This window comes from Microbacterium sp. MYb62 (genome assembly GCF_002979475.1).
Taxonomy (GTDB): Bacteria; Actinomycetota; Actinomycetes; order Actinomycetales; family Microbacteriaceae; genus Microbacterium.
Genome location: NZ_PCOY01000001.1, coordinates 272,127 through 298,528, shown reverse-complemented (window position 1 = coordinate 298,528; position 26,402 = coordinate 272,127). Strand labels below are relative to the sequence as shown.

At 68.7% G+C, this 26,402-nt stretch carries 26 protein-coding genes; 16 read left to right on the top strand and 10 right to left on the bottom strand.

What is annotated here, in order from left to right:
• The first annotated feature begins 146 nt into the window (after nt 1-146).
• The 3 genes from efeU to efeB are packed head-to-tail and all read left to right on the top strand — an operon-like array spanning nt 147 to nt 3,660.
• The gene (efeU, locus tag CQ042_RS01470; protein WP_105668449.1) at nt 147-1,091 is read left to right on the top strand and encodes an iron uptake transporter permease EfeU; all 945 of its coding nucleotides are present in this window, start codon (nt 147-149) and stop codon (nt 1,089-1,091) included.
• Nucleotides 1,088-2,320: an iron uptake system protein EfeO gene (efeO, locus tag CQ042_RS01465; protein ID WP_105668448.1), complete on the top strand. Its 1,233-nt coding sequence runs from the start codon at nt 1,088-1,090 to the stop codon at nt 2,318-2,320. Before efeU ends, efeO begins: the two co-directional genes overlap by 4 nt.
• Nucleotides 2,321-2,358: 38 nt before the next feature.
• Nucleotides 2,359-3,660: an iron uptake transporter deferrochelatase/peroxidase subunit gene (gene efeB, locus CQ042_RS01460; protein WP_105668447.1), complete on the top strand. Its 1,302-nt coding sequence runs from the start codon at nt 2,359-2,361 to the stop codon at nt 3,658-3,660.
• 4 nt (nt 3,661-3,664) lie between these two features.
• Here the strand turns inward: efeB and CQ042_RS01455 are convergent, their stop codons facing one another.
• Together CQ042_RS01455 and CQ042_RS01450 are read right to left on the bottom strand one after the other, a co-directional pair.
• On the bottom strand, nt 3,665-4,540 hold the full coding sequence (locus CQ042_RS01455; RefSeq protein ID WP_105668446.1) for a serine hydrolase: 876 nt from the start codon (nt 4,538-4,540) through the stop codon (nt 3,665-3,667).
• A 22-nt stretch (nt 4,541-4,562) separates the two neighbouring features.
• Nucleotides 4,563-5,693 carry an acyltransferase family protein gene (locus tag CQ042_RS01450; protein ID WP_105668445.1) on the bottom strand — a complete coding sequence of 377 codons (1,131 nt, stop codon included), beginning with the start codon at nt 5,691-5,693 and terminating at the stop codon, nt 4,563-4,565.
• Between the two features lie 110 nt (nt 5,694-5,803).
• On the opposite strand from CQ042_RS01450, the gene CQ042_RS01445 reads away from it, so the two are divergent.
• The 3 genes from CQ042_RS01445 to CQ042_RS01435 are packed head-to-tail and all read left to right on the top strand — an operon-like array spanning nt 5,804 to nt 9,080.
• Nucleotides 5,804-7,030, top strand: a complete 1,227-nt coding sequence (locus CQ042_RS01445; protein WP_105668444.1) for an LLM class flavin-dependent oxidoreductase — start codon at nt 5,804-5,806, stop codon at nt 7,028-7,030.
• Nucleotide 7,031: 1 nt separating this feature from the next.
• On the top strand, nt 7,032-7,676 hold the full coding sequence (locus CQ042_RS01440) for an FMN reductase (RefSeq protein ID WP_105668443.1): 645 nt from the start codon (nt 7,032-7,034) through the stop codon (nt 7,674-7,676).
• 51 nt (nt 7,677-7,727) lie between these two features.
• Nucleotides 7,728-9,080, top strand: a complete 1,353-nt coding sequence (locus CQ042_RS01435; protein ID WP_105668442.1) for an FAD-binding oxidoreductase — start codon at nt 7,728-7,730, stop codon at nt 9,078-9,080.
• A 3-nt stretch (nt 9,081-9,083) separates the two neighbouring features.
• Here the strand turns inward: CQ042_RS01435 and CQ042_RS01430 are convergent, their stop codons facing one another.
• Together CQ042_RS01430 and CQ042_RS01425 are read right to left on the bottom strand one after the other, a co-directional pair.
• Nucleotides 9,084-9,773: a response regulator gene (locus tag CQ042_RS01430; protein ID WP_105668441.1), complete on the bottom strand. Its 690-nt coding sequence runs from the start codon at nt 9,771-9,773 to the stop codon at nt 9,084-9,086.
• On the bottom strand, nt 9,770-11,053 hold the full coding sequence (locus CQ042_RS01425; RefSeq protein ID WP_105668440.1) for an ATP-binding protein: 1,284 nt from the start codon (nt 11,051-11,053) through the stop codon (nt 9,770-9,772). Before CQ042_RS01425 ends, CQ042_RS01430 begins: the two co-directional genes overlap by 4 nt.
• A gap of 145 nt (nt 11,054-11,198) precedes the next feature.
• Here CQ042_RS01425 and CQ042_RS01420 point away from each other — a divergent pair, with 145 nt between their 5' ends.
• Nucleotides 11,199-12,638 (top strand): cation:dicarboxylate symporter family transporter, encoded by a 1,440-nt coding sequence (locus CQ042_RS01420; RefSeq protein ID WP_105668635.1) that lies wholly within the window; start codon nt 11,199-11,201, stop codon nt 12,636-12,638.
• A 54-nt stretch (nt 12,639-12,692) separates the two neighbouring features.
• Here CQ042_RS01420 and CQ042_RS20350 read toward each other — a convergent pair whose 3' ends face one another.
• Nucleotides 12,693-12,869, bottom strand: coding sequence for a DUF5302 domain-containing protein (locus tag CQ042_RS20350; RefSeq protein WP_017830923.1), 177 nt, complete (start codon nt 12,867-12,869; stop codon nt 12,693-12,695).
• 31 nt (nt 12,870-12,900) lie between these two features.
• Nucleotides 12,901-13,485, bottom strand: coding sequence for a DedA family protein (locus CQ042_RS01415; RefSeq protein ID WP_105668439.1), 585 nt, complete (start codon nt 13,483-13,485; stop codon nt 12,901-12,903).
• A 140-nt stretch (nt 13,486-13,625) separates the two neighbouring features.
• Here CQ042_RS01415 and CQ042_RS01410 point away from each other — a divergent pair, with 140 nt between their 5' ends.
• A complete protein-coding gene (locus tag CQ042_RS01410; RefSeq protein WP_105668438.1) occupies nt 13,626-15,566 on the top strand; it encodes a GDSL-type esterase/lipase family protein in 1,941 nt (646 codons plus the stop codon).
• 20 nt (nt 15,567-15,586) lie between these two features.
• Here CQ042_RS01410 and CQ042_RS01405 read toward each other — a convergent pair whose 3' ends face one another.
• Nucleotides 15,587-16,897 carry a UDP-glucose/GDP-mannose dehydrogenase family protein gene (locus CQ042_RS01405; RefSeq protein ID WP_105668437.1) on the bottom strand — a complete coding sequence of 437 codons (1,311 nt, stop codon included), beginning with the start codon at nt 16,895-16,897 and terminating at the stop codon, nt 15,587-15,589.
• Nucleotides 16,898-17,257: 360 nt separating this feature from the next.
• Here CQ042_RS01405 and CQ042_RS01400 point away from each other — a divergent pair, with 360 nt between their 5' ends.
• From CQ042_RS01400 to CQ042_RS01380, 5 genes are all read left to right on the top strand, one after another.
• Nucleotides 17,258-19,534 carry a polyribonucleotide nucleotidyltransferase gene (locus tag CQ042_RS01400; protein ID WP_105668436.1) on the top strand — a complete coding sequence of 759 codons (2,277 nt, stop codon included), beginning with the start codon at nt 17,258-17,260 and terminating at the stop codon, nt 19,532-19,534.
• Nucleotides 19,535-19,753: 219 nt separating this feature from the next.
• A complete protein-coding gene (locus tag CQ042_RS01395; protein ID WP_105668435.1) occupies nt 19,754-20,782 on the top strand; it encodes an aldo/keto reductase in 1,029 nt (342 codons plus the stop codon).
• Between the two features lie 69 nt (nt 20,783-20,851).
• On the top strand, nt 20,852-21,454 hold the full coding sequence (locus tag CQ042_RS01390) for a histidine phosphatase family protein (RefSeq protein ID WP_028502818.1): 603 nt from the start codon (nt 20,852-20,854) through the stop codon (nt 21,452-21,454).
• Nucleotides 21,455-21,535: 81 nt separating this feature from the next.
• Nucleotides 21,536-22,276 carry a 4-hydroxy-tetrahydrodipicolinate reductase gene (dapB, locus tag CQ042_RS01385; RefSeq protein WP_105668434.1) on the top strand — a complete coding sequence of 247 codons (741 nt, stop codon included), beginning with the start codon at nt 21,536-21,538 and terminating at the stop codon, nt 22,274-22,276.
• Entirely contained in the window at nt 22,276-22,710 is a 435-nt protein-coding gene (locus tag CQ042_RS01380) for a hypothetical protein (RefSeq protein WP_105668433.1), read from the top strand. The genes dapB and CQ042_RS01380 overlap by 1 nt, the downstream gene beginning before the upstream one ends.
• A gap of 15 nt (nt 22,711-22,725) precedes the next feature.
• Here CQ042_RS01380 and CQ042_RS01375 read toward each other — a convergent pair whose 3' ends face one another.
• The 3 genes from CQ042_RS01375 to CQ042_RS01365 form a co-directional block, all read right to left on the bottom strand.
• Complete coding sequence (locus tag CQ042_RS01375; RefSeq protein WP_105668432.1) at nt 22,726-23,151, bottom strand: OsmC family peroxiredoxin; 426 nt, start codon at nt 23,149-23,151, stop codon at nt 22,726-22,728.
• An 81-nt stretch (nt 23,152-23,232) separates the two neighbouring features.
• Nucleotides 23,233-23,802 carry a DUF4395 family protein gene (locus CQ042_RS01370; RefSeq protein WP_105668431.1) on the bottom strand — a complete coding sequence of 190 codons (570 nt, stop codon included), beginning with the start codon at nt 23,800-23,802 and terminating at the stop codon, nt 23,233-23,235.
• A 21-nt stretch (nt 23,803-23,823) separates the two neighbouring features.
• Nucleotides 23,824-24,237, bottom strand: a complete 414-nt coding sequence (locus CQ042_RS01365) for a thioredoxin family protein (protein ID WP_105668430.1) — start codon at nt 24,235-24,237, stop codon at nt 23,824-23,826.
• Nucleotides 24,238-24,355: 118 nt separating this feature from the next.
• Between CQ042_RS01365 and CQ042_RS01360 the strand changes: the two genes are divergently transcribed.
• The 3 genes from CQ042_RS01360 to CQ042_RS01350 are packed head-to-tail and all read left to right on the top strand — an operon-like array spanning nt 24,356 to nt 26,399.
• Nucleotides 24,356-25,165, top strand: coding sequence for a thymidylate synthase (locus tag CQ042_RS01360; protein WP_105668429.1), 810 nt, complete (start codon nt 24,356-24,358; stop codon nt 25,163-25,165).
• Nucleotides 25,162-25,638, top strand: a complete 477-nt coding sequence (locus CQ042_RS01355) for a dihydrofolate reductase (RefSeq protein ID WP_105668428.1) — start codon at nt 25,162-25,164, stop codon at nt 25,636-25,638. The genes CQ042_RS01360 and CQ042_RS01355 overlap by 4 nt, the downstream gene beginning before the upstream one ends.
• Nucleotides 25,638-26,399, top strand: coding sequence for an SDR family oxidoreductase (locus tag CQ042_RS01350; protein ID WP_105668427.1), 762 nt, complete (start codon nt 25,638-25,640; stop codon nt 26,397-26,399). Before CQ042_RS01355 ends, CQ042_RS01350 begins: the two co-directional genes overlap by 1 nt.
• Nucleotides 26,400-26,402 lie beyond the last annotated feature (3 nt).

Sequence of the window (26,402 nt, the reverse complement as noted above, 5' to 3'; positions counted from 1 at the left end):
GCTACGTCCCACCGCCCGAGGCGGGATCCTGTGTTGCGCTCCATTACTTCCGGTCCGGGTGTTCGGCGCGCGTTGAACGCGGTGCTAGAGTCAACCTTCGGTAAGGGCTGCCTTACCTCAGTCAACGCCAGAGATTGTGTTCTTCCGTGCTCGCCACTTTTCTCATCGGGCTCCGTGAGGGTCTCGAAGCCGCACTCGTCGTCGGCATCCTCGTCGCGTACCTCCGCCGCCTCGGTCGGCAGGACGCACTCCCGAAGATGTGGGCGGGAGTCGGTCTCGCGATCGCCCTGGCGCTCGGCATCGGCGCGGTCCTCACGTTCGGGGCGTATGAGCTGACATTCCAGGCGCAGGAGCTGATCGGCGGCGGGCTGTCGCTGCTCGCCGTCGCCATGGTCACCTGGATGATCTTCTGGATGCAGCGCGCCGGGCGCACCATGAAGGCGACGCTCGAGGGCGGCATCGACCGCGCCCTCACCGCGGGCGGGCTGTGGGCGCTCATCGCCATCGGCTTCGTGTCGGTCGCCCGTGAGGGCATCGAGACGACGCTGCTGCTGTGGTCGATGGTGCAGTCCTTCGGCGACGCGCCGTCCGCCCTGCTGGGCGCACTGCTCGGTCTCATCGCGGCGGTGATCATCGGCTGGCTGATCTCGCGCGGTGCGGTGCGGCTCGATCTGCGTCGCTTCTTCGCCTGGACGGGCGGGTTCCTCGTGATCGTCGCCGCCGGCGTCCTCGCCTACGCGCTGATGGATCTGCAGGAAGCGGGTGTGCTTCCCGGCCCGTTCACCGCTCTGGCGCCGATCGACGCCGTGACAGGTGGCGTGGCCGTCGGCTGGGCCGCCTTCCCGTTCGGCTGGGCGTTCGACGTCTCGGCGACGATCGCTCCCGGCGGAGCGCTCGCCTCCATCCTGCAGGCGACGGTCGGCTTCATGCCCGCGATGACCTGGCTGCAGGTGGTCGCCTGGGCTCTCTACATCTCGCTCGTCGGATGGCTCTACATCCGCGGACTCCGCTCGAGGCGCCCGTCGAAGCCGCAGGCGCCGGCGGAACCCTCGTCAGAATCTCCCTCCCTCTCACCACAAGGAGCAGCATGACCACCACGCACCGGTTCCTGGGGGTGCTCGCCGCCACGGGCGTCGCAGCCCTCGTCCTGAGCGGCTGCGTCGCGAAGAGCGATGCGGAGACCACCGCGGCGTTCGACGTCTCGTCCACCGCCGGCGACTGCGCCGTCTCCGCGGCGACCGCGAAGAGCGGGACACTGACCTTCAATGTCACGAACGACACGGACCAGGTCTCGGAGTTCTACCTGCTCGCCGAGGACGGGCTGCGGATCGTCGGCGAGGTGGAGAACATCGCGCCGGCCGCATCGCGCACGCTCACCGTGGTCGCACAGCCGGGCGACTACTTCACGCTCTGCAAGCCGGGCATGATCGGCGACGGCGTCGGCAAGACGGCGTTCACCGTCACGGGAGACCGCGTGGCCGTCGACGGTCCCGATGCCGAGCAGAAGCAGCAGGCCGTCGATCTCTACGGTGCTTTCGTGAAGGACCAGGTCGGCCAGCTCGTCCCGGCCGTGGAGGACTTCGTCGCCGCCTACGAGTCCGGTGACGACGAGACCGCGCGCACGCTCTTCCCGCAGACCCGCGCATTCTACGAGCGCATCGAGCCCGTCGCCGAGACACTGGGCGACCTCGACCCGCGCATCGACTACCGCGAGGTCGACGCCGTGGCTGAGGGGCTGGACTGGACAGGATTCCACCGCATCGAGAAAGACCTGTGGGTGCCGGCGCAGGATGCGCTGAACGCCGACGGCGAGACCCCCGCGTGGCAGGACTGGGCACCGTCGACCTCCGAGGAGCGCGCCGACTACGGCGATCTGCTGCTCGCCGACGTGCAGGAGCTCTACGACTACGTGCACTCCGACGATTTCACCACCGCGCTGGACGACCAGGGCATCGGCGGCATCTCGAACGGCGCCATCGCGCTGCTCGACGAAGTGGCGACCGGAAAGATCTCCGGGGAGGAGGACTGGTGGTCGGGCACCGACCTCTACGACTTCGCCGCGAACGTCGAGGGCTCGAAGATGGCCTTCTCGCTCGTGCAGGACTTCGCGGTCGCGCAGGGCGACGACGGCGAGGCGCTGGTCGCGGAGATCGAGTCGGGCTATGCCGCGCTCGAGGACTCTCTGGCCGCGCACGGCTCGCTGACCGATGGCTTCGTCGGATATGCGGAGCTGACAGAGGCCGACAAGCGCGAGTTCACCGACCTGATCAACGCGCTGGCCGAGCCGCTGTCGCAGCTCACCAGCACGGTCCTCGACTGATCAGCCGCGCGCTGGACCGACCCGATACCATCACGGACGTGAACGAACCGGAAGCGGATGCCGCACCCGAGGAACCGAAGGGTGAGGCATCCGCGCCTGCGGGATTGAGCAGGCGTGGCCTCCTCGGTCTGGCCATCGGCGGTGGCGTCGCCGGACTCGCTGCCGGGGCGGGCGCCGGCCTCGCCGGCGGCGTGGCGCTCGGGCGTGCACGGGCCGCCGATGACGCGCACTCGGCCTATGAGTTCTTCGGCGAGCATCAGGCCGGTATCACCACGCCGGTGCAGGACCACCTGCACTTCGCCGGCTTCGACATGATGCCGCGCACCGACCGCGAGGATCTCATCTCGCTCCTGCAGGACTGGACGTACGCGTCCTCACGCATGGTGCAGGGTCTCGAAGTCAGCGCCACGGGAGCGGTCGGCGGACCGGCCGAGGCACCGCCGGACGACACCGGCGAGGCCTTGGGGCTCCCCGCCGCGGGGCTCACGATCACGTTCGGCTTCGGGCCGGGACTCTTCGAGAATGAGGACGGCGACCGCTACGGCATCGCCGCGCAGCGTCCCGCAGGGCTGGAACGCCTGCCGGCCTTCCTCGGCGACGATCTCGATCCGCAGACCTCTCACGGCGATCTCTGCATCCAGGCCTGCGCCGACGACCCGCAGGTCGCGGTGCATGCCATCCGCAACCTCAGTCGCATCGCCTTCGGTCGCGCGCGCCTGCGCTGGTCGCAGCTGGGATTCGGCAAGACCTCTCGCACCACGGCGACGCAGGCCACACCGCGAAACCTCTTCGGTTTCAAGGACGGCACCGCGAACATCCTGGCCGACGACACGACGGCGCTCACGGATCACGTGTGGGTGTCGGCGAAGGATGAGCCGGCGTGGCTCGCCGGAGGCTCGTACCTCGTGGCCCGCAAGATCGCGATGCTGATCGAGACCTGGGATCGGGTGCGCCTGTCCGAGCAGGACACGATCATCGGCCGCGACAAGGGGGAGGGGGCGCCGCTCTCCGGTGGGAACGAGTTCACAGCGCCGGATTTCCACAGCAAGACGATCGATGCGAACAGTCACGTGAGCCTCGCCCATCCCGAGCAGAACGACGGCATCCGCATCCTGCGACGCGGGTACAACTACGTCGACGGGAACAACGCCCTCGGTCGCCTCGACGCCGGACTCTTCTTCCTGTCGTACCAGCGTGATCCCGCGCAGTTCATCGCGCTCCAGCGGCGCCTGTCGACGGATCTCATGAACGAGTACATCAGACACGTCGGATCCGGTATCTGGGCGGTGCCGGCCGGAGCGAAGCCCGGTTCCTATGTGGGAGCCGCGCTCTTCGCCTGACCCGTCAGGACTCGCTGGCGGCGATGAGCGTCTCGACGGCGAAGGCAGCGATGGCGTCAGCGCCGAGATGGTCATCGGCGGTGATCGTGACCACGGCATCGTCGAGGAAGATGAGCAGCTGGCCGTGGGCGCCGTGCAGCCGCCAGGCCGATCCGGGGCCGCCCCAACCGGCGAGCGCGTAGCGGTCATAGGCGGGGCTCTCCCCGGCGACGCCCCAATCCGTATGCATCGAGTCGATCCACTCGGACGAGATGAGCTGGTGTCCCTGCCAGATCCCGCGATCGCGGATGAGGAGCCCGAGGCGGGACAGCTCTTCGGTGCGGAGGAAGAGGCCGCCTCCAGCCTCGATGCGCCCCTGGGGGCTGCGCACCCACTCGACGTCGTCGATGCCGAGCGGGCCGAACAGTCGGGGAACGAGATAGTCGCCGATGTCGCCGACCCGTGCGGCCAGCGCGGTCATCGCGGTGTAGGTGCTCGCGTTCGAGTACTGGAAGGTCCGTCCACTCGAAGGGCGTCGCAGAAACTCGCGTGCCAGATCCGGCCAGTCGGTCATCAGAGTGTCGGACCAGGGCAGGTCGACGCCGCTCGACATCATCAGGAGGTGGCGCAGAGTGACCTCCTCGACGCCGGGGCCCAGGTCGTGGTCGGGCAGGTAGGTCGACACCGGCTCATCGAGCGAGACCATCCCTTCGTCCGCGGCGATTCCTGCGGCGAGTACGCAGACACCTTTCGCAACCGAGTGCACGTCTTCCCGGACGTCGGCGGTCCAGCGATGTTCCGCAGTGTCGATACCCAGGCGGACGTGCAGGCCGTGGGCGACGAACCCCGATGCCTCGACCTGTTCGACGATACGGTCTCGGACGGTCTGCGCTCGGGTCACACCTCGAGGCTATCGTCTGCCTCTATCGAGGCCGTCGAGACCCGGTCGGGTCGTTCCGGCGGCCTTCCTTGGAGGCGAGCTCCGGATCGGCGAACAGCCAGCCGGGCCGCGGCTCGACCAGGGGGCGGAACACCCATCTGACGGGCTTGGTCGCCAGGACGAGTGCGATCACGACCGACAGCACGGTCACGAGCGGCAGCCAGATCCACGTCGGCTCCAGATCGCGCAGGATTCCGCTCTCCCGGAACGGGTACAGCACGAACGAGTGCAGCAGGAACACGTACATCGTGTACTGGCCGAACGTCGTCCACCAGTGCGCGCCCCGCGGGATGAGGGCGAAGAACGCCGCGCTGAGCACGACGGCGAGCAGCATCAGGGCGACCCGGATGCCGCCGGCCCACCACTGCTCCCCGCCGAGGTCGGCATAGGAGTCCTCGTAGAAGAGCCAGTGGCGCAGGTCGATCGCCTGCCAGACGGGAAGCCAGTTCCAGGCGGCCCAGCCGACGGCGGCGAAGATCGCGACGGCCGCGGCGCGCAGCCACCACGGTCGGAAGTCCAGAAGCGTGAAGCGATCGACGATGTCGTGTTCGCGCAGCCACCACCCCAGGGCGAAGAACGGCAGCAGTCCGAGCGTGCGCGAGAGCGAGAACGTGCTGTCGACGTTCGGCAGGTAGCCCACGCCGACCGAGATCACGACGGTCCACAGCAGCGGCCAACGCAGCAGGGCGAGATAGGGGAGTACCAGCCGGAAGATGCCCAGGGCGAGGAGGAACCAGAGCGTCCAGCTGGGCTGGGTGATGTTCGGGTTCGCCTGGCCCTCGACGAGCCACTTGGTGAGCGTCCACAGCAGCTCGAAGATCACGTACGGGAGGATGATGTCCGTGATCACGCGGGCCATCTGCGTCTTCGTCGGAGAGCCGGACTTGGAGAAGTAGCCGGAGATGATCGCGAAGGCCGGCATGTGGAACGCGTACAGCGCCAGATAGAAGGCGAACGCGATGTCGGAGTCGTAGATGAGCCGTTGGATCGCGTGACCCAGTACGACCAGCACGATGCAGATGTAACGTGCGTTGTCCCAGAACGGCACACGCCGTCGCTTGTGCGGAACCGCCCCGGTGCGGGGTCCTGAGATGTCGGCTCCGGTGCTGCTCATCGTTCGAGGCTACAGGCCGGGAATAAAGTTGCTCCGAGCGCGTTGACACAGATACATTCAAATGAATAGAAACGGATGCGAGTCATCCGGTTCGGAGACACGGAGCAATCATGAGCGAGCAGTCAGGCGCGCAGGCGATGCAGTTCGGCATCATGTCGGTCAGCGACATCACCCGCGATCCCACCACGGGCATCACCCCCAGCGAGCAGGAGCGCATCAAGGCGACGACGGCCATCGCCGTGCACGCCGAAGAGGTCGGACTCGACGTCTTCGCGATCGGCGAGCACCACAACCCGCCGTTCTGGTCCTCCAGCCCCACGACCTTCCTGGCGGCACTGGCCGCACAGACCGAGCGCCTCATCGTCTCGACGTCGACGACGCTCATCACCACGAACGATCCTGTGCGCATCGCCGAGGAATACGCGATGCTGCAGCACGTGTCGGACGGGCGCATGGACCTCATGCTCGGTCGCGGCAACACCGGGCCCGTCTACCCGTGGTTCGGTCAGGACATCCGCCAGGGGCTTCCGCTGGCGATCGAGAACTACGCGCTGCTGCACAAGCTGTGGCGCGAGGACGTCGTCGACTGGGAGGGCAAGTTCCGCTCCCCGCTGCAGGGATTCACGTCGACGCCGCGTCCGCTCGACGGCATCGCGCCGTTCGTCTGGCACGGATCCATCCGCACGCCCGAGATCGCCGAGCAGGCGGCCTACTACGGCGACGGCTTCTTCGCGAACAACATCTTCTGGCCGAAGGAGCACTACCAGCGGCTCATCGAGCTGTACCGTCAGCGCTTCGAGCACTACGGCCACGGCACCAGGGAGCAGGCGATCGTCGGTCTCGGCGGCCAGGTGTTCATGTCCGCCAAGTCGCAGGATGCGGTGAACAAGTTCCGTCCGTACTTCGACAACGCCCCGGTCTACGGCCACGGCCCGAGCATGGAGGACTTCACCGAGATGACTCCGCTCACAGTGGGCTCGCCGCAGCAGGTCATCGATCGGTATGCCGCGATGCGCGAGCACTACGGCGACTACCAGCGTCAGCTGTTCCTCATCGATCACGCGGGTCTCCCGCTGAAGATGGTCCTGGAACAGCTCGACATCCTCGGCTCCGAGGTGGTTCCGGTGCTGCGCAAGGAACTCGCGAAGGACCGCCCCGCCGCCGTGCCGGACGCGCCGACCCACGCGGCACGCGTCGTGGCGGAGTTCGGCGACGGCCCGACACGGCAGGCGCGCCCCGGCGCCAACCGCGGCGACAACCTGACCGGCGACTCGCCCTACCAGGACAGCCCCGCACCCGCCGGTGCGGCATTCGGACTCGGCCGGAAGGAGGCCTGAGATGACCACGCGTCGCATCGCCGTCGTCGCGGCCGGCCTGTCGAACCCGTCGTCCACACGGATGCTGGCGGATCGGCTGGCGGCCGAGACGGTCAAGGCGCTCGCCGAGCACGACGTCGAGGCGAGCGTCGACGTGATCGAGCTGCGCGACTACGCGCACGACATCACGAACAACCTGCTCACCGGGTTCGCGCCGCCGGTGCTCGAGACCGCGATCAACACCGTGGTCTCCGCCGACGCGCTGATCGCGGTGACGCCGATCTTCTCGACGAGCTACTCCGGGCTGTTCAAGTCGTTCATCGACGTGCTCGACCCGGATGCGCTCACCGGCAAGCCCGTCCTGATCGGCGCGAACGCCGGCACCGCTCGGCACTCTCTCGCGATCGACTACGCGATCCGGCCGCTCTTCGCCTACCTGCATGCGGAGCCCGTCTCGACCGGCGTCTTCGCGGCGTCGAGCGACTGGGGCGACGCCGGCGACGATGTCGCCCCGCTCGCCAAGCGTGTGGAGAAAGGCGCAAGGGAGCTCGCGGACGCGATGGCCCGCCGGGAGGCGGCCGCGACCGTCGACCCGTACGACCCGTCCACCTACCTGGGCGAGGGGCGTTCGTTCGGCCACATGCTGGGCGGCCTCGCCGGCGAGTGAGTCGCGCATGACGCCATCGACAATGTCCGAGGGGCATCGTACGGTGGCGTCATGCCCACTCACTCCGCGATCGTCGCGCTTCGGAACAGTCTGACCGGCTCACTCCTCCTTCCTGCAGACGCCGCCTATGAGACGGCACGGCAGCCGTGGAATCTCGCGATCGAGCAGCGCCCGGATGCCGTCGCGGTACCGGCCGATGTCGATGACCTCCGCGCGCTGCTGCATGCGGCACGGGAGTCGGGCGCGCGGCTCGCGGTCCAGCCGAGCGGCCACGGAGCCTCCGGCGCGCTGACGGGCACCGTACTGGTGCGCATGGGCGCGTTCGACGATCTGGAGCTCGATCTCGACCGAGGGGTCGCGAAGGTCGGCAGCGGCGTGCGATGGGGTGCCGTCGTCGACGCGCTCGAAGGGACCGGGTGGGCGGCTCCCGCCGGCACCAGCCCGGTCGTCAGTGTCGCCGGGTACGCCCTGGGCGGCGGGCACTCCTGGTTCAGCCGCACGGCCGGCCTCGGCTCCGACGGGCTGCGGGCGGCATGGGTGCTGCGCACCGACGGCACGCACGAGCGCGTCGATGACGACATCGACGCCGATCTCCTGTGGGCGCTGCGCGGGGCGGGTGGCGTCGTGGGGATCGTGACCGCTCTCGAGATCGATCTGGTCCGTACACCGGAGATCTGGGGAGCGAACCTCACGTTCGACGTCGACGATGCCCCGGCGGTGCTCCGCGCCGTGCGCGACCTCGCCGTGGACGCACCCTCGTCACTGAACCTCTTCGTCAACTCGATGCGGATGCCGGATGCTCCGCAGCTCCCCGAGGAAATCAGGGGCCGCAGCTTCGTCACCGTGCAGGCGCTGTCGACGGAGGGACCGCAGGAGCGGCAGATCGACGCGGTGCGCCGGGCAGGTGAGGTGCGCAGGGACATCACCGGCCCGACGTCGCCGGCGGCACTCGCCGCCGCGTCGAACGAGCCGACCGATCCGACCCCGGGCCGCGGAGCATCGATGGCCCTGAGCATCCTCGATGATGCGACCATCGACGCGCTCCTCGAGTTCCGTGAGCTGCCGGAGCAGTGGCCGATCATGGGCATCGACATCCGGATGCTCGGCGGTGCGCTGGATGCGCCGCGGCGGGCCGGTTTCGCTTCGCTGGAGTCCGTGGGCTGGCTTGTGCACGCACTCGTACCGGTGATCCCGGGCGTACCGGACGAACCGGGCGAGGCGAGTCTCGTGGCGTTCAGGGAACTGCTGGCACCGAACGAGGCCTCGCAGACCGTGCCGACATTCCTCGAGCCGGACCAGACGCTCGAACGCTGCGGATCCGCCGACGGGATCGCACGGCTTCGCGGTCTGCGCGCTCGCTTCGATCCGGAGGGTCTGCTCCACGACGGACGTCTGCCGCGTTGACCGTCACACCCCAGGGGCGCCCGCCCGTTTCCATGCGTACTCGGTCTCCGGCCGTCCTCGCGTCCCATAGCGTGCTGCTCGCGTGAGCACGCCCGCAGCGACGAGGTGCTCCAGGTAGCGGCGCACGGCGACCCGGGACATTCCGAGTCGCTCGGCCGCTTCGCTCGCCGACAGCGGGCCATCGGCGCGCAGCTCTGCGCTGACTCTCTCGAGCGAGGCAGTCGAGAGCCCCTTGGGAAGCACGATCGCGCCCGTGGCGCGGCCCAGCAATGCGTCGATCTCGGCCTGTGTCGCTTCGCCGTCGGTGTTCCGTGCCTGCTCCCGGTACGCGCGGTACTGCTCCATCCGTTCGCGGAACACCGCGAACGGGAACGGCTTCACGAGGTACTGGAAGACGCCGAGCGCCGCCATCTGCCGTACGGCGTCGGCGTCGCGCACGCCGGTGATGGCGATCACGTCCACCGCGGCGGAGCGCGCGCGAAGGGCGCGGAGCACATCGATACCGGATCCGTCCGGCATCGTGATGTCGAGCAGCACGAGATCGAAGGCGTCAGGACGGTCGACCATCGCGGTCAGGGCGGCGCGGGCTCCGGTGCACTCGCCGGCGGCCACGAATCCGTCGAGGCGCGCCAGGTAATCGCGGTGCAGCTCGAGGGTCAGGGCGTCATCGTCGACGATCAGTGTCCGGATCATCGCTGTGGCCTTCGAGACGCGGCGGCGGGAAGGAAGACTCGGAACGTCGTCGGAGCGTCGCTCACCGTGACAGAGCCGCCCGCGCCGGTGACGACGGAACGCACGAGCGCCAGCCCGACGCCGCGACCCTGCGCGTCGGCGGGTTTCGTGGAGTACCCCTGGTCGAACACGCGCTCCTGCAGGGCGGGCGGGATGCCGGAGCCGCTGTCCGAGACCTCGAGCACGATCCCCGCGCGCTCGTGCGGGCGGAGCACGACCTGCACCCAACGGTCGTCCGACTCCGCGGCGGCATCCATCGCATTGTCCACGAGGTTGCCGAGCACCGAGACGGCGTCCACGGGCGACAGCGGCGTGCGCGGCGTGTCGGGTTCGATGCGAACCCGCCAGTCGATGCCCCGTTCCTTGGCCTGCGACGCCTTGCCGAGGAGGAGTGCCCCGACGGCAGGGTCGCCGTGACGGCGCGCGGTCACCTGGTCGACGAGCGATTGGCTCTGTCGTGACGTCTCGGTGAGGATCTCGATGGCCTCGTCGCGGCGCCCGAGTTCGAGCAGTGCGACGGCGGCGTGCATCCGGTTGCCGTGCTCGTGGGTCTGCGCGCGCAGAGCCTCTCCCAGGGTCCGGATCGACTCGTACGACGACACGGCATCCCGCACCTGACCGGGCGGGAGGTCGCCGGCGATACGCCGGGTCACCCGTCGCGCGATCACCGCGCCGCCGGCGCCGAGGGCGACGAGGCCGATCGTGATTCCGAGAGTGAGAGGCAGGCGACGGATCAGCGTGTCGGTGATGGACTCGGTCGTGACGCCGGCGGCGACCCACCCGATCAGGTCGCCGTCCGGGGTGGCGACCGGCGTGATCGTCCGCACCGATGGGCCGAGGGTTCCGGTGAACTCCTCCGTCAGCGTCCGCGGTGACCCAGGGATGGTGCCCAGGTAGGTCCCGCCGATCTGGTCGGTGTCGGGGTGGGTGATCCGTGTGCCGTCCGCGGTCATGACCGTGATGAAGTCGAGCCCTGCGTCGGCGATCACCGACAGGGAATAGGGCTCGAGCACCCGGGTGGCCGCGTCCTGATCGCTCGATCGCAGCCCGTCGACGACGAGGGGAGAGGAGGCGAACGAGGCCGCGGTGGCCGCCGTCACCCGTTCCGCCTCGGCGCGGATCGACCGCTGCGCCTCGACGACGAGGAAGACCGCCACGAGCGCGCCGATCACGACGGCGGCGACGAGCAGCACGACGAAGACGCGGGATGCGGTGCTGCGGCTGCGGGAGGTCTGCGCCATCGCCTCCTCCGATCGTCGATGGTCAGGTGCCGTGACCAATACGACCACAACTCGCCCCGAAGCGTGAAGTCGGAGACCGTGAACCCTGATCGGCGGCGAGGATGCCGCCCACCGGACGAAGACGTCGATGATCGAGGAGGACGCGATGGCGCTCACAACAGGATTCTCACTGCCGAAGTTCACCTGGCGGCGAGGCAAGCAATCGTGGGACCGGCACACGTGGCTGTATGTGTCCGTGCTCCTGGCCGTCGTGCTCGGCGCGGTCATCGGCCTCGTCTGGCCGGAGGTGGGTCAGGCGTTCGAACCGCTGGGCAAGGGTTTCGTGGCACTGATCAGGATGATGATCGCGCCGATCATCTTCTGCACGATCGTGGTCGGGGTGGGCTCCATCGCCAAGGCGGCCACCGTCGGCAAGATCGGCGGACTGGCGCTGCTGTATTTCATGGTCATGTCGACGTTCGCGCTCGCGATCGGACTCGTCGTCGGCAACATCATCCACCCCGGCGCGGGGTTGGACATGGCGTCCTCGACCTATGACGCGGTCGAGGCGGAGGCCAAGACGACGCAGGAGTTCATCCTGGGCATCATCCCGACGACGTTCTTCTCGGCCTTCACAGGCGAGAGCGTGCTGCAGGTGCTGTTCATCGCGCTCCTCGTCGGCTTCGCACTGCAGGGGCTCGGCGATCGCGGCGCTCCCATCATGGAGGCCGTCAAGCAGCTGCAGAAGCTGGTCTTCCGCATTCTCGGGATGATCCTGTGGCTCGCTCCCCTCGGTGCATTCGGCGCCATCGCCGCCGTGGTGGGCAAGACCGGGATCGCGGCCATCTGGAGCTTGGGGACACTGATGGTCGCCTTCTACATCACTTGCGTCCTGTTCATCGTCGTGATCCTCGGGGTACTGCTGTGGACGGTCGCTCGAGTGAACATCTTCGCCCTCATGAAGTACCTGGCCAGGGAGTACCTGCTCATCGTCGGCACCTCGTCGTCGGAGTCGGCTCTCCCGCGTCTGATCGCGAAGATGGAGTTCGTCGGCGTCTCCAAGCCCGTCGTCGGCATCACCGTCCCCACCGGATACTCGTTCAACCTCGACGGAACGGCGATCTACCTGACGATGGCCTCGCTGTTCATCGCCACGGGAATGGGACAGCCGATGACGATCGGCGAACAGATCGGCCTGCTGGTCTTCATGATCATCGCGAGCAAGGGAGCGGCCGGTGTCACCGGCGCCGGTCTCGCCACCCTCGCCGGTGGTCTCCAGGCCTACCGTCCCGATCTGGTCGACGGCGTCGGCGTGATCGTCGGCATCGACCGGTTCATGTCCGAGGGACGCGCGCTCACGAACTTCACCGGCAATGCGGTGGCGACGCTCCTGATCGGTACCTGGACGAAGCAGATAGACAGGGACCGCGTGCAGCGGGTGCTCAGCGGCCGGCTGCCCTTCGACGAGTCTCTGCTCGACGGCGTCGACGCGCACGGGCAGGCGGATGCCCCGCAGGCCGCGGACCTGCAGGAGCTGCGGGAAGCGGCCGTCACCGAGATGGCGGCGAAGGAGGAGCGGGCCAGGGCACGCGCCGATCGCCGCTGACGAGAGGGTGAGGGATGCGGGAGTCCGGTCAGGCCGGCTCCCGCATCCGCGCGGTCAACCGCTCTTGCGTCGGAACTCGCGCCGGGTCTGCGGGGCGTTCGCACTGTGCACGGCGGAATCGCCGTCGAGGTGTGCCTCGCCCTGCCGGTGGTGCGCGTTCTTCTTCTCGAGCGCTTCCTTGAACTTGCGCTTCATCTCCTCAGACGAGGAGGCGCCTTCTTCGGTGCTCATGCCCCGAGCCTAGAGCACGCGCTCCGGCGGGTCACCCTCTGTGGCGTCGCACACACAGATCGATCAGCACCCCGAGACCGACCGCGAGCGCGATCGACACCGGTACGGACACAAGCGGACCACCGGGGAGGATCACCGCGACGGCAGCGCCCACGACTGCCTGGTACAGCGCCCATCCGGTGGCTGCCAGGGAGACGAGTGCCAGATAGCGCGGAGGCGGGATGCGCGAGGCTCCGGCCACCAGGTTGATCGCCAGCCGTGCGAAGGGCACGAAGCGGGCGGTGAACAGCACGGTGGCCATCCCACCGTCCACGCGTCTCCGGGCCCACGCCAGAGCGCGCTGCACGCGGACGGTTCTCATCCACCGCCAGCGCTCCGTACCCACCGACCGTCCGATCACGTAGCAGCACGCATCGCCGATCGTCGCGGCGACGGCGGCGCACACGACGACCGCCCAGAGCGGCGGCGACCCCGTGGTCACCGCGAGCGCCCCGAGAGCCGTGACCGCGACCTCGCCGGGCACGACGACGAAGAAGGCGTCGCCGATGACCAGCAGGCTCATCAGCGCCAGACTCCACGGACCCTCGAGCAATGCGGTCAGCAGGTCCGTCGGCACATCGCCCACTGTGCCCGCAACGGGTGAACGGGAACCAAAGACCGGATAGCCGGTGACCCGCCGTCCAGCATCCGGTGAACATCCGGTGCCGAGGGCCGTTCGCGGCGGGTACGGGCTCCGGTCACCGCCATCCTGGGGCTGTGAGAGTAGCGATCGTCACGGAGTCCTTCCTTCCGCACATGAACGGCGTCACCGGCTCGGTGCTGCACATCCTGCGACACCTCGAACGACGTGGGCACGAGGCGCATGTGATCGCCCCCGCCGCGGTCGGCGTCCCCACCGAGATCAGCGGGACGCGGATCGAAGCCATCCCCAGCATCGCCCTCCCGGGGTACCGGCACGTGCGGGTGGGCACGTCGAGCGTGCACCGTGTCGCCGCCGCCCTCGGCCGCTTCCAGCCCGATGTCGTGCACCTCGCCTCGCCGTTCGCGCTGGGGTGGCGGGGAGTGCTCGCGGCCGAGCGCCTGAACGTGGCCGCGGTCGCCGCCTACCAGACCGACGTGGCCGCCTACACCGAGCGTTACCGGATCGCGGCGACCACGGGCATCGCCCAGACCCACCTCGCCAGACTGCACAGACGCGCCACGATGACCCTGGCGCCGTCCGGGGAATCGGCCCAGCAGCTCGCCGCGCTCGGCATCGATCGCGTCCGGCACTGGGGGCGGGGAGTCGACGCCGAACGCTTCCACCCGTCTCGGCGAGCGCCCGCCCTCCGCTCCGAGTGGGGCGCCGACGCGGTCATCGGGTACGTCGGGCGCCTCGCCCCCGAGAAGCAGGTCGAAGACCTCGCCGTGCTCCGCGACATCCCGGGGACGCGACTGGTCATCGTCGGAGACGGACCGAGCAGAGCACGCCTCGAGAACCTGCTCCCGAACGCCCTTTTCCTCGGCCATCTGGAGGGGGGCGCGCTCGCCGCGGCGATGGCCTCGTTCGACCTGTTCGTGCACCCGGGGGAGAGCGAGACCTTCGGACAGACCCTGCAGGAAGCCCACGCCAGCGGCATCCCCGTCGTCGCCACGGGACGCGGCGGCCCCCTCGACCTCGTGCGGATGGGGATCGACGGATGGCTGTACCGGCCGGGAGACCTCGGCGACCTGCGGATGCGCGTGGCCGACCTGGCCGGGGACGCCCGCAAGCGACGTGCCTTCGGGGAAGCCGGTCGCGCCGCCGTGCAGGAGCGCAGTTGGGAGAGCGTGTGCGATCAGCTCCTCGACCACTTCGACGAGGCGCAGATGCTGCACACGGCAGATTCCGGCGCCCGCGCCCGCCGCACCGTGCGCCCCGAGTCACCGCCGCCGATCGTCGCCCGTCGATGGCATCGCTACGTCGCTCTCGGTGACTCACTCACCGAGGGTCTGTGCGATCCGGCCCCGGACGGCGCGTTGCGGGGATGGGCCGATCGCCTCGCTCTCCTGCTCGCCGCCAGGGGAGACCTGCACTACGCGAATCTGGCGATCCGCTCCCAGCGCGTCCGCGACGTCGCCGGACTCCAGCTGACGAGAGCACTCGCGCTGCGCCCCGACCTCGTCTCGATCCTGATCGGCGCCAACGATCTCGTGAAGCGCCGTGTCGATGTCGCCGCGCTCGCCGCAGAGCTCGAGGATACGGTGCGGCAACTGCGCGGGATCGGCGCCGACGTGCTCCTGGTCACGCCGTTCCTCCCCGGGCAGCGTGCGGCATGCATCTACACCCGGAGGTTCGCTGCCTTCGCCACCGCGTTGACGGGGATCGCCATGCGAACGGGAGCCATCCTGATCGACACGGATCTGCACCCCGCCTTGTCAGAACGCCCGAACTGGGGGGAAGACCTCGTGCACCTGAGCAGCCGAGGCCACCGCTTCCTCGCTTACCGGGCAGGGGAGATGCTCGGGGTGCCCGATGCCGACGCACTCGGAGCGCTCGACGCCGCGATGCACGAGCACGAACCGCTCGGCGCGGGCGTGTGGTGGCGTCGACATGCGCTGCCCTGGGTCTGGCGTCGCCTGCACGGGCGGGCCGCAGGCGACGGGAGGACGGCGAAGCACGAGGACTACGTCTACCTCGGTCGGTCCTCCGCGGCGCGGGCCGCTCTCGTCGGCTGACGCCGCTCCCTGCGGTGTGATCAGCGTCGCCCCATGCCGTGGTACTGCCAGCCGGCAGCGCGCCAGGCCGCGGAATCGAGGCAGTTGCGGCCGTCGACGATGATCCGTCCGCGTACGAGCGCGCCGGCATGTTCCGGGGACAGGTCGCGTCGGTACTCGTCCCACTCCGTGACGATGACGACTGCATCCGCTTCGCGGAGGGCTTCGTCGCGTTCGCGGGCGTAGCCGAGCTGCGGGTGGGCGGCGGCGGCGTTGTCGATCGCGGCGGGATCGGTGACGACGACATCCGCCCCCAGACCCCGCAGGCGCACGGCCACGTCGAGTGCCGGGGAGTCGCGGATGTCGTCGCTGAAGGGCTTGAAGGCGGCTCCGAGCACGGCGATCCGGCGGCCGAACACCAGCCCGCCCAGCGCATCGACCACGAGCTGAACCGCTCGATCGCGGCGCCGGAGGTTGATCGTGTCGACCTCGCGCAGGAAGCCGACCGCTTCACCACGCCCCAGTTCCTCCGCCCGCGCGGCGAATGCCCGGATGTCCTTCGGCAGGCAGCCCCCGCCGAAGCCGATGCCCGCGCCGAGGTAGCGTCGTCCGATCCGTGTGTCGTGACCGAGGGCGTCGGCCAGCAGAGCGACATCGGCGCCGGACGCCTCCGCGATCTCCGCCATCGCATTGATGAACGAGATCTTGGTGGCCAGGAACGCGTTCGCGGCGCCTTTGACGAGCTCGGCCGTCGCCAGGTCCGTGACCAGGAAGGGCGTCCCCGCCGCGACGGCCGAGGTGTACACCTCACGAAGCACGCCGACGGCGCGCTCGCCCGCTGCATCCGCCTCGGCGCCGACCACGAATCGATCCGGCGTCAGGGTGTCGTGCACGGCCCATCCCTCGCGGAGGAACTCCGGATTCCAGACGAGCGTGGCCCGGGTCCCCTCGATCCGCGCGGCCAACCCCGCAGCTGTGCCCACCGGCACGGTCGACTTCCCCGCGACGACGTCGCCGGCGCGCAGGTGGGGGAGCAGCAGGTCGATCGCCGCATCGACGTAGCGCAGATCCGCAGCGTGACCACCGGGTGCCTGCGGGGTGCCGACCGCGAGGAAGTGCACGTCCGCCCCGGCGGCGTCCGCCATCCGGCTGGTGAAGCGGAGGCGTCCCGAGGCCAGGCCTTCGGCGAGGAGCTCCGAGAGCCGCGGCTCGAAGAACGGCGCGGAGCCCGAGGCGAGCGAAGCGACCTTCTGCTGGTCGACGTCGATGCCGACGACGTCGTGTCCGAGCGAGGCCATGGCGGCGGCGTGAACGGCACCGAGGTACCCGCAGCCGATGACTGACAAGCGCATGTGCTCCACCTCAGCGGATGTGCGTCTCGCCTCGGCATCCGCACGGTGAACAGGCCGTGACCGGCCGATGTCGGATCCACGATGCGCGAGGTCACGCAGGATTCGAGGTCCGCGCTGGTAGGGTGGATGAGGTTGACGTGTGTCAATCGCACAACTTCATATCGACTCATGGAGCGATCGGCGGAGAAGCTGGTCCCCTGTGGTGGGTTCCTCGGCGCATGTCGGGTGGCTTTCTACTGGTGGCCAGCGCAGGCGAGATTCGCGGGAGTGCCCGCGCGCCCGAACCCCTCCGTTCAGCTCCTTTGAACACGCTCGCGCGTCACATGGATTCGCGAGTCTAAACAAAGAAGGAGAGACCTCTTGGAAGGTCCTGAAATCACCGCCACCGAGGCCGTTCTCGACAACGGCCGCTTCGGCACCCGCACCATCCGCTTCGAGACCGGCCGCCTCGCGCAGCAGGCTCAGGGCGCAGTCGCCGCGTACCTCGACGGCGAGACCATGCTCCTCTCGGCCACCAGCGCGGGCAAGCACCCGCGCGAGGGCTTCGACTTCTTCCCGCTGACGGTCGACGTCGAGGAGCGCTCCTACGCCGCCGGCAAGATCCCCGGTTCGTTCTTCCGTCGTGAGGGCCGCCCCTCCACCGAGGCGATCCTCGTCTGCCGTCTGATCGACCGCCCGCTGCGTCCGTCGTTCGTCGACGGTCTGCGCAACGAGGTCCAGGTCGTCATCACCGTGATGTCGATCGCTCCCGGTGAGTTCTACGATGCTCTCGCGATCAACGCCGCATCCGCGTCGACCCAGATCTCGGGCCTGCCGTTCTCCGGTCCCGTCGCCGGTGTGCGCCTCGCGTTCATCCCCGGCAACGGCCAGAACGAAGACCAGTGGGTCGCGTTCCCGACCGCCGAGCAGGTCTCGGAGGCCGTGTTCGACCTGATCGTCGCCGGTCGCGTCGTCACCAAGGCCGATGGCACGGAAGACGTCGCCATCATGATGGTCGAGGCCGAAGCCACCGAGGGCAGCTGGAACCTCATCAAGGCCGGCGCCACCAAGCCGAACGAAGAGATCGTCGCTCAGGGCCTCGAGGCCTCGAAGCCGTTCATCGCTCAGCTCGTCAAGGCTCAGGCCGAGCTTGCCGCGACCGCGTCGAAGGAGCCCGGCGTGTACCCGGTCTTCCCCGCGTACAGCGACGAGGTCTACAGCTTCGTCTCCGAGCGCGCCTTCGCCGAGCTCAGCGATGTCTACCAGATCGCCGACAAGGTCGAGCGTCAGACAGCGGACGACGCGATCAAGGACCGCGTCAAGGCCGAGCTCATCGAGGCGACCGAGTCGGGTTCGCTCCCGGCCGCGGCTCCGCTGGAGTTCTCCGCCGCGTACAAGTCGGTCACGAAGAAGATCGTCCGCGGACGCATCCTCACCGAGGGCGCCCGCATCGACGGCCGTGGCCTGGCGGACATCCGTCCGCTCGACGCCGAGGTGCAGGTCATCCCGCGCGTGCACGGTTCCGCGATCTTCCAGCGCGGCGAGACCCAGATCCTGGGTGTCACCACGCTGAACATGCTCAAGATGGAGCAGCAGATCGACTCGCTGTCGCCGGTCACGAGCAAGCGCTACATGCACCACTACAACTTCCCGCCCTACTCGACCGGTGAGACCGGCCGCGTGGGCTCGCCGAAGCGTCGCGAGATCGGGCACGGCTTCCTCGCCGAGCGCGCCCTCGTGCCGGTGCTGCCGAGCCGCGAGGAGTTCCCGTACGCGATCCGTCAGGTGTCCGAGGCGCTCAGCTCCAACGGCTCCACCTCGATGGGCTCCGTCTGCGCGTCGACCCTGTCGCTGCTGAACGCGGGTGTGCCGCTGCGCGCTCCCGTCGCCGGTATCGCGATGGGGCTCGTGTCCGACGAGGTCAACGGTGAGACCCGCTACGCGGCGCTGACCGACATCCTGGGTGCGGAAGACGCTCTCGGCGACATGGACTTCAAGGTCGCCGGAACCAGCGAGTTCGTCACGGCCATCCAGCTGGACACCAAGCTCGATGGCATCCCGACGCAGGTTCTCGCCGGTGCGCTGACGCAGGCTCGTGAGGCCCGTCTGACGATCCTCAACGTCCTGAACGCCGCGATCGACGCTCCCGACGAGATGGCGCCCACCGCGCCTCGCGTCATCAGCGTGCAGATCCCGGTCGACAAGATCGGCGAGCTGATCGGCCCGAAGGGCAAGACCATCAACGCGATCCAGGATGAGACCGGTGCGCAGATCTCCATCGAGGAGGACGGCACCGTCTACATCGGCGCGACCGACGGCCCGTCGGCCGAGGCTGCCCGCGCCCAGGTCAACGCGATCGCCAACCCCACCAACCCGGAGGTCGGGGAGCAGTTCCTCGGCACCGTCGTGAAGATCGCCACCTTCGGTGCGTTCGTCTCGCTGCTTCCGGGCAAGGACGGGCTGCTGCACGTCACCGAGGTGCGCAAGCTCGCCGGTGGCAAGCGTGTCGAGAACGTCGACGACGTCCTGTCTGTCGGGCAGAAGATCCTCGTGAAGATCACGAAGATCGACGACCGCGGCAAGCTCTCGCTCGAGCCCGTCCTCGACGATGCTCCGGCCGCTGAGGCAGCGCCTGCAGAGGACGCCGCCGCCGAGTAAGCACGACGCTTCGCACCGGAACCCGGGGCCGTCCGCACAGGACGGGTCCGGGTTCCGTCGTCTCGATGTGATCGAATCGTTATCGGACGTTTCCGCGCCGTTCCCCGGATTGGTCGGGACGTCGGAGGATGTCGCTTACCCTCGAAGTACGCACCGGGGGGTGTGGAGTCAGCAGGTACGCAGGTCGGCACGCACCGACCGACGCGGGGGTGAGAGAGTATGCGGTTGTTCAGCGTAGGCGCAGGGGCGTCCGCAGAACGTGCCCAGCAGGAGGGCACGGAGCATCCTTCCGCGCCGATCCCGATCGTCGGACCCGGGATAGGGGAGACCATCAGGGTCGCTCTCGGCGAGACCGGCTTCGAGACGTTCCCGCTGATGCTCGGAGCCGCCGAGTTCGGATGGAACGTCGATCTGGAGACGAGTCACGGCATCCTCGATCGCTACGTGGAGTTCGGCGGAAACGCCATCCACACGGCCGACGGGTTCTCCGGTGGTCGTAGTGAGCACATCATCGGCCAGTGGCTGCGCTCTCGCGGCCGGCGCGATCGCGCCGTGCTCAGCGTGCGCATCGGTGCCCATGCCGACAACCCGGGCCTCGGCTCCGTCAACCTCGTCCGTGCGGTCGAGGGATCGCTCACGAGGCTCGGTGTCGACCGCATCGACGTGCTGTATCTCGACGCCACGCTCGATGTGACGACGAACCTCGAAGACACGCTGGCGACGGTCGAATGGCTGTCGGATGCCGGCAAGATCGGCGCTCTCGGTGCGTTCGGGCTCGCGCCGGAACGGCTCGTCGAAGCACGGATCCTCGCGGCAGCCGGATACCCGCGCATCCAGGTGATCGATGCGCCGTACAACCTGATCAGGCGTCAGCCGTTCGAGGGCGACCTCCGCCTCGTGGCGGGAGCGCAGAACCTGGCAGTGACGCCGTCCCACGCCCTGGAACACGGATTCCTGTCCGGGCGCCACCGCAACAAGGCCCTCACTTCGCGGGGCGTGCGCGGCGAGCAGCTGCGCGGGCACCTGAATCGGCGGGGGATCAAGATCCTGCGCGCACTCGATCAGGTCGCACAGGAGTTGGCCGTTCCGGTCGCGGCCGTGTCGGTCGCGTGGCTGTTGGCTCAGCGGACCGTGGCCGCGCCCATCGTGAACGCGTTCGCGACCGATCACGTCGATGAGCTCATGCAGGGAGCGGGCGTCAGCCTCTCGCGGAGCCAGGTCGCCGAGCTCACTCGGGCCGGCAACTGAGCATCCTCCCACCCGTGACATAGGGTGGGAGGGAGGCCCGGCGGATGCTGGCGATGAAGCGAGCGAGTTGTGACGCACTACATATATCTGGTCAGACATGGTGAACATCAGGATGCCGAGCACGGTCTCGCCGACGGACCCCTCTCGCCCCGAGGGCAGCGCCAGGCGGAACTGATCGCCGACCGGCTGTCCGGGCTCCCGCTCGACGCCGTCTGGCACTCGCCGTTGCTCCGTGCGAACGAGACCGCCCGGGCGATCGCCGCGCGTCTGCCGTCCGTCGACCCGGAGCCGACGGCCCTGCTCTTCGACTGCGTGCCCACAGGCATGACCGAGGAGACCCCCTCGGTGTTCGAGCCGTTCTTCGGCTCCGTCACCGAGGCGGAGATCGAAGCGGGGCGAGCGCAGATGTCCGACGCGGTGAACGAGTTCCTCGTGCGCAAGACCGGCGACGTCCACGAGGTGCTCATCACCCACAATTTCGTGATCTCGTGGTTCGTCCGCGAGGTCCTCGCAGCTCCGGAGTGGCGGTGGATGACGCTGAACCAGTCGCACTGCGGCCTGACCGTCATCGCCCAGAAGCAGGGGCGTCCGTGGACGCTTCTGACGCACAACGACACCGGTCACCTCCCGGTGGAGCTGCGCACAGGCATCCCCGACGCCCTGCTCGTCTGATTCATCCCCAGACTGGCGAACTCGGGCCCGACCCCGCGCGCCCCGGGCCGGGCGATGCCGGGTGCTCCGTAGACTGGGCGCATGACCACGCAGGTAGCCCTCGTCGGCGGAACCGGGAAGCTCGGCACGATCATCGGTGCGGTGATCGATGAGCTCGAGGGATTCGAGGTGAGCCGCGTGCTGACCTCGTCGAGCGACCTCTCCGAACTCGACGGTGCCGACCTGGTGGTCGACGCCTCCACCCCGCAGGTGAGCATCGAGGTGGTCCGCGCCGCCGTCGAACGCGGCATCAACGTGCTGGTCGCGACCTCGGGATGGTCGTCGGAGCGCATCGCGCTGGTGCGTCCACTCGTCGAAGCCGCGGGCACGGGCGCGGTCTTCATCCCCAACTTCTCGCTCGGCTCGGTCCTCGGTTCCGCGTTGGCAGCTGCCGCGGCGCCGTTCTTCGGCTCGGCGGAGATCATCGAAGCGCATCGTGAGACCAAGATCGATTCGCCCAGTGGCACAGCAGTGCGCACCGCCGAACTGATCGCGGCCGCGCGGGCGGAGCAGGGGCCGGTCAGCGCGCCTCATGCGGATCAGCGCGCACGCGGGCAGCAGGTCGGAAGTGTGCCGATCCACTCGCTGCGGCGTCCCGGGGTCGTGGCCAAGCAGGAGGTCATCCTCTCGGGTCCCGGTGAGTCGCTCACGTTCACACACGACACCACCGATTCGGCGCTGGCCTACGCCCCCGGCATCCGGCTCTCCGTGCCGTTCGCGCTGCAGGCCCGCGGCGTCGTCGTGGGCCTCGAGCACATGATCGACATCGGCATCCGGTCGTGATGTCGCGGATCGGCGTCGCGCTGATGGCGGCGGCGCTGTTGGTCTACCTCGCCGTTGCGATCTGGCTTGCGGTGATGTTCATCTCGGTCGGTACGGCGATCTCGATCGGCATGGGCATCACGCTTCTGGTGCTCGCGCCGATCGGTGCCTGGGCGCTCATCCGGGAGATGATGTTCGGCTTCGGGGCCGATCGTCTCGGACGCCTGCTCGATGCGGAGGGCGGGATGCCTCCCGTGGAGACCGAGCTGACACCGAGCGGACGAATCGCTCGCGCCGACGCCGATCCCCTCATCGCGCGGTACACGGCGGAAGCGGAAGCGGCCGTCGATGACTGGCGCGCACGTTATCGGCTGGGCGTCGTGCAGGACGCGGCCGGACGCCGCAAGGATGCCAGGGCCAGCATTCGCGAAGCGATCCGTCTCGCACGCAGCTGACCCCGGCCCACTCGATCAGGCGAGGGTCGCCTCGAGGGTGATCTCGATACCGGAGAGTGCCTGAGAGACCGGGCACCCGGTCTTGGCTCCGCTCGCGATCTCCTGGAACGCCTCAGGGGTGAGGTTCGGGACGGTCGCGTTGACGTTGAGGTGGCTGCCCGTGATGCCGACGCCGGGCTTGAACGTGACCGAAGCCGTCGTGTCTACGCGCTCCGGAGGGGTGCCGTTCTCCGCGAGTGCGTGCGAGAGCGCCATGCTGAAGCACGACGCGTGCGCGGCGGCGATGAGCTCCTCCGGTGTGGTCGTGGTGTCGCTGCCTTCGCTGCGAGCCTTCCAGTTGATGGGGAAGGTGCCGAGGTTCGACGACGAGAACGCGACGGTGCCGGACCCCTCCATGAGCGATCCGGTCCAGGTGCTGGCGGCTTCGCTGGTGACGGGCATGATTCCTCCGGTTCTCGCGCTGCGGATGCAGCGTCGGCTCGTCGCCAGCCTAGCGATCGCCCGCACGGGGCGGAACAGCGATCAGGCTGCGGCCTCCCGACCGACGATGCCTGCGCGCTGCAACAGGAGGTAGAGCTGGCATCCCAGGCAGAACGCGAACGCGGCGTTGAGGAAGGCGGCGAGGAAGGCGGCCGCGGCGGCGATCGGAAGGGCCCAGGGCACGCCGAGGAGATGCAGCAGGAGCCCGATCCCGACGACGAAGAGTCCGACGCCCTGCGAGAAACGGGGAGGGCGCGGATCCTCGAGCTCCATCGGTGCGGGGAGGCGCGGACGCACGACCGTGCGGAAGATGACGCTCCACGGAGCTGTCCGCGGTGAGACGACGCCCCACAGGAACAGGAGGGCGACGATGAGCGCGAGCAGGAAGCCGGGGTCGAGTGCCCGCTGCGCGACGGATGCCGAGGCGATGGCCCAGGTGCTGCCTCCGATGAAGGCGAAGTCCGACGACGGCGTGACGGCGAACCATCCGCCGGGAAGCCGGGCCGTCGAGATCCCGATCAGGGCGAGGAACGTCGCCGCCAGCAACAGTGCGGCCGTGATCGTCGCCGCGAAGCGCGGGCCTCGAGGATCGATGCCTGAGGGAGTTGCCATGCCTGCTCCAGTCCTCGCGCCTCAGACGGCGGCGACGGCTTCGGTGAGGGCGTGCCGATGCGGCACACCATGGAATCTCGCGCGGACGGCGCCGGAGCCGTCGACCACGAAAGTCGTCGGAGTCTGCAGCACTTTGTACCGCGTCGAGAGATCGGGGCGGTGCGTCAGATCCACTTCGATGTGGCGGAGGCCGTCATGATCTGCGGCGTATTCGGTGAGCAGCCTGCGCACCTGCGGGCACCGCGCACACATCTCGGTGCTGAACTGCACCAGAGTCGCGCGGGAGCCGAGCTCTGCGGAGAGGACGTCCGTCGGATCGAACCGGAGGGCGCCGCCGTTGCGTCGTCGCCCATCTCCGCGGCGCAGCACGATGCCGATGACGACGGCGAGCACGACGAGTGCGGAGGCGATCGCCAGGGCGAACACGGGGGACATGGGTCGAGAGTACGGCGTCGATGGGGGTGCGGGGGCCGATGTTTCGGACCATGACGAACCGCCCTCGCGCGGGAGGGCATACGCCCCGGGGGCAGACCGGGAAGGTATCGTGGCTGTCATGAGCGCAGCCGTCCCGACTCCCTACGAAGACCTGCTCCGCGATGTCCTGGAGACCGGCACGCACAAGTCTGATCGCACCGGAACCGGCACGACGAGCGTCTTCGGCCGACAGATCCGCTTCGATCTGTCGAAGGGGTTCCCGCTCATCACCACCAAGCGCGTGCACTTCAAGTCCATCGCCTACGAGCTGCTCTGGTTCCTGCAGGGTGACTCCAACGTCGGGTGGCTCCGTGAGAACGGCGTCACGATCTGGGACGAGTGGGCGGACGAGTCCGGTGATCTCGGTCCGGTCTACGGGGTGCAGTGGCGGTCGTGGCCGACACCGGATGGCGGAAGCATCGACCAGCTTTCCGAGGTGATCGAGCAGATCCGGCGTTCCCCCGACTCCCGCCGGCTCATCGTGTCGGCCTGGAACCCCGCTGACATCCCCGACATGGCGCTCGCGCCCTGCCACGCCCTGTTCCAGTTCTACGTCGCCGACGGCAAGCTCTCCTGCCAGCTGTATCAGCGCAGCGCCGACATGTTCCTCGGGGTGCCGTTCAACATCGCCTCGTACGCGCTGCTCACGATGATGATCGCCCAGCAGGTCGGCCTCGAGCCCGGCGACTTCGTCTGGACGGGCGGTGACTGCCACGTCTACGACAATCACGTCGAGCAGGTGAGGGAGCAGCTCAGCCGCGAGCCCTACGACTATCCGACGCTGCGTTTCGCGCGGAAGCCGGAGTCGATCCTCGACTACCGCTACGAGGACTTCGTGGTGGAGGGCTATCAGCATCACGCACCGATCAGGGCGGCGGTCGCGGTATGACCTGGGTCGGGCTGATCTGGGCCGAGGCAGAGGGCGGTGTGATCGGCGCCGAAGGAGGGATGCCCTGGCACGTGCCCGAAGATCTGGCTCATTTCAAAGAGGTCACCCTCGGCGCTCCCGTGGTGATGGGGCGCAAGACGTGGGACTCGCTTCCTGAGCGCTTCCGTCCGCTCGCCGGCCGCGACAACATCGTGGTCACCCGGCAGCAGGACTGGTCCGAGGACGGCGCGCGCCGGGCGGCCACCGTCGCCGAAGCCGTGCGCGGCCTCGACAGAGTCTGGATCATCGGCGGTGCGGAGATCTTCCGACAGGTGATCGGGGATGCTGATCGACTGGAGGTCACCGAACTCGATCTCGACGTCGCCGGCGACGCGTATGCACCGGCGAAGACGGGCTGGCGCCTCGTCGACGAGGGGGAGTGGCGCACCTCGCGCACCGGCGTCCGCTACCGCTTCCTCGGATACGAGCGCTGATGCCCACCGCGCTGATCACCGGAGCCAGCGCCGGACTGGGTGCAGAGTTCGCTCGTCAGCTCGCCCGACGTCGCGCCGATCTCGTCCTCGTGGCCAGGTCGGAGGAGGCACTCGAGACGCTGGGCGCCGAACTGCGGAGCGAGTACGGCGTCGCTGTCGAGATCATCGCCGCCGACCTGGCCGATGACGCCGGGGTCGAGAAGGTCGCCGAGCGACTGCGCGACATCGCGGATCCCGTCGATCTCCTGGTGAACAACGCCGGGTTCGGACTCCCGCTGCAGTTCGCCGACAACGACATCGACGACGAGGTACGTCACCTCCGACTGCACGTCGAGGCGTCGATGCGTCTCATGCACGCGGCGCTGCGGTCCATGCGCGGACGCGGTGGGCGCATCATCAACGTGGCTTCGGTAGCCGGATTCATCTCCCGGTCGACGTACTCCGCCTGCAAGGCGTGGCTCATCGGCTTCAGCCGCTGGGCGAACGCGGAGTATGGCCGTGACGGCGTCTCCGTGACGGCGTTGTGCCCCGGATTCACCCACACGTCCTTCCACGAGCGCATGGGGTTGCCGGTGGGGCAGGAGGGCATACCGGGCATCATGTGGCTGAACGCGCGTGACGTCGTCCGGACGGGGCTGCGCGATGCCGCTCGCGGGAAGTCGGTCTCGGTGCCTTCGCTGCGTTACAAGGTGATCGTGGCGCTGACCCGCGTCCTGCCGAGTTCACTCACCTCCGGCGTAGCCCGTCGAGGACGCGTCTGATCG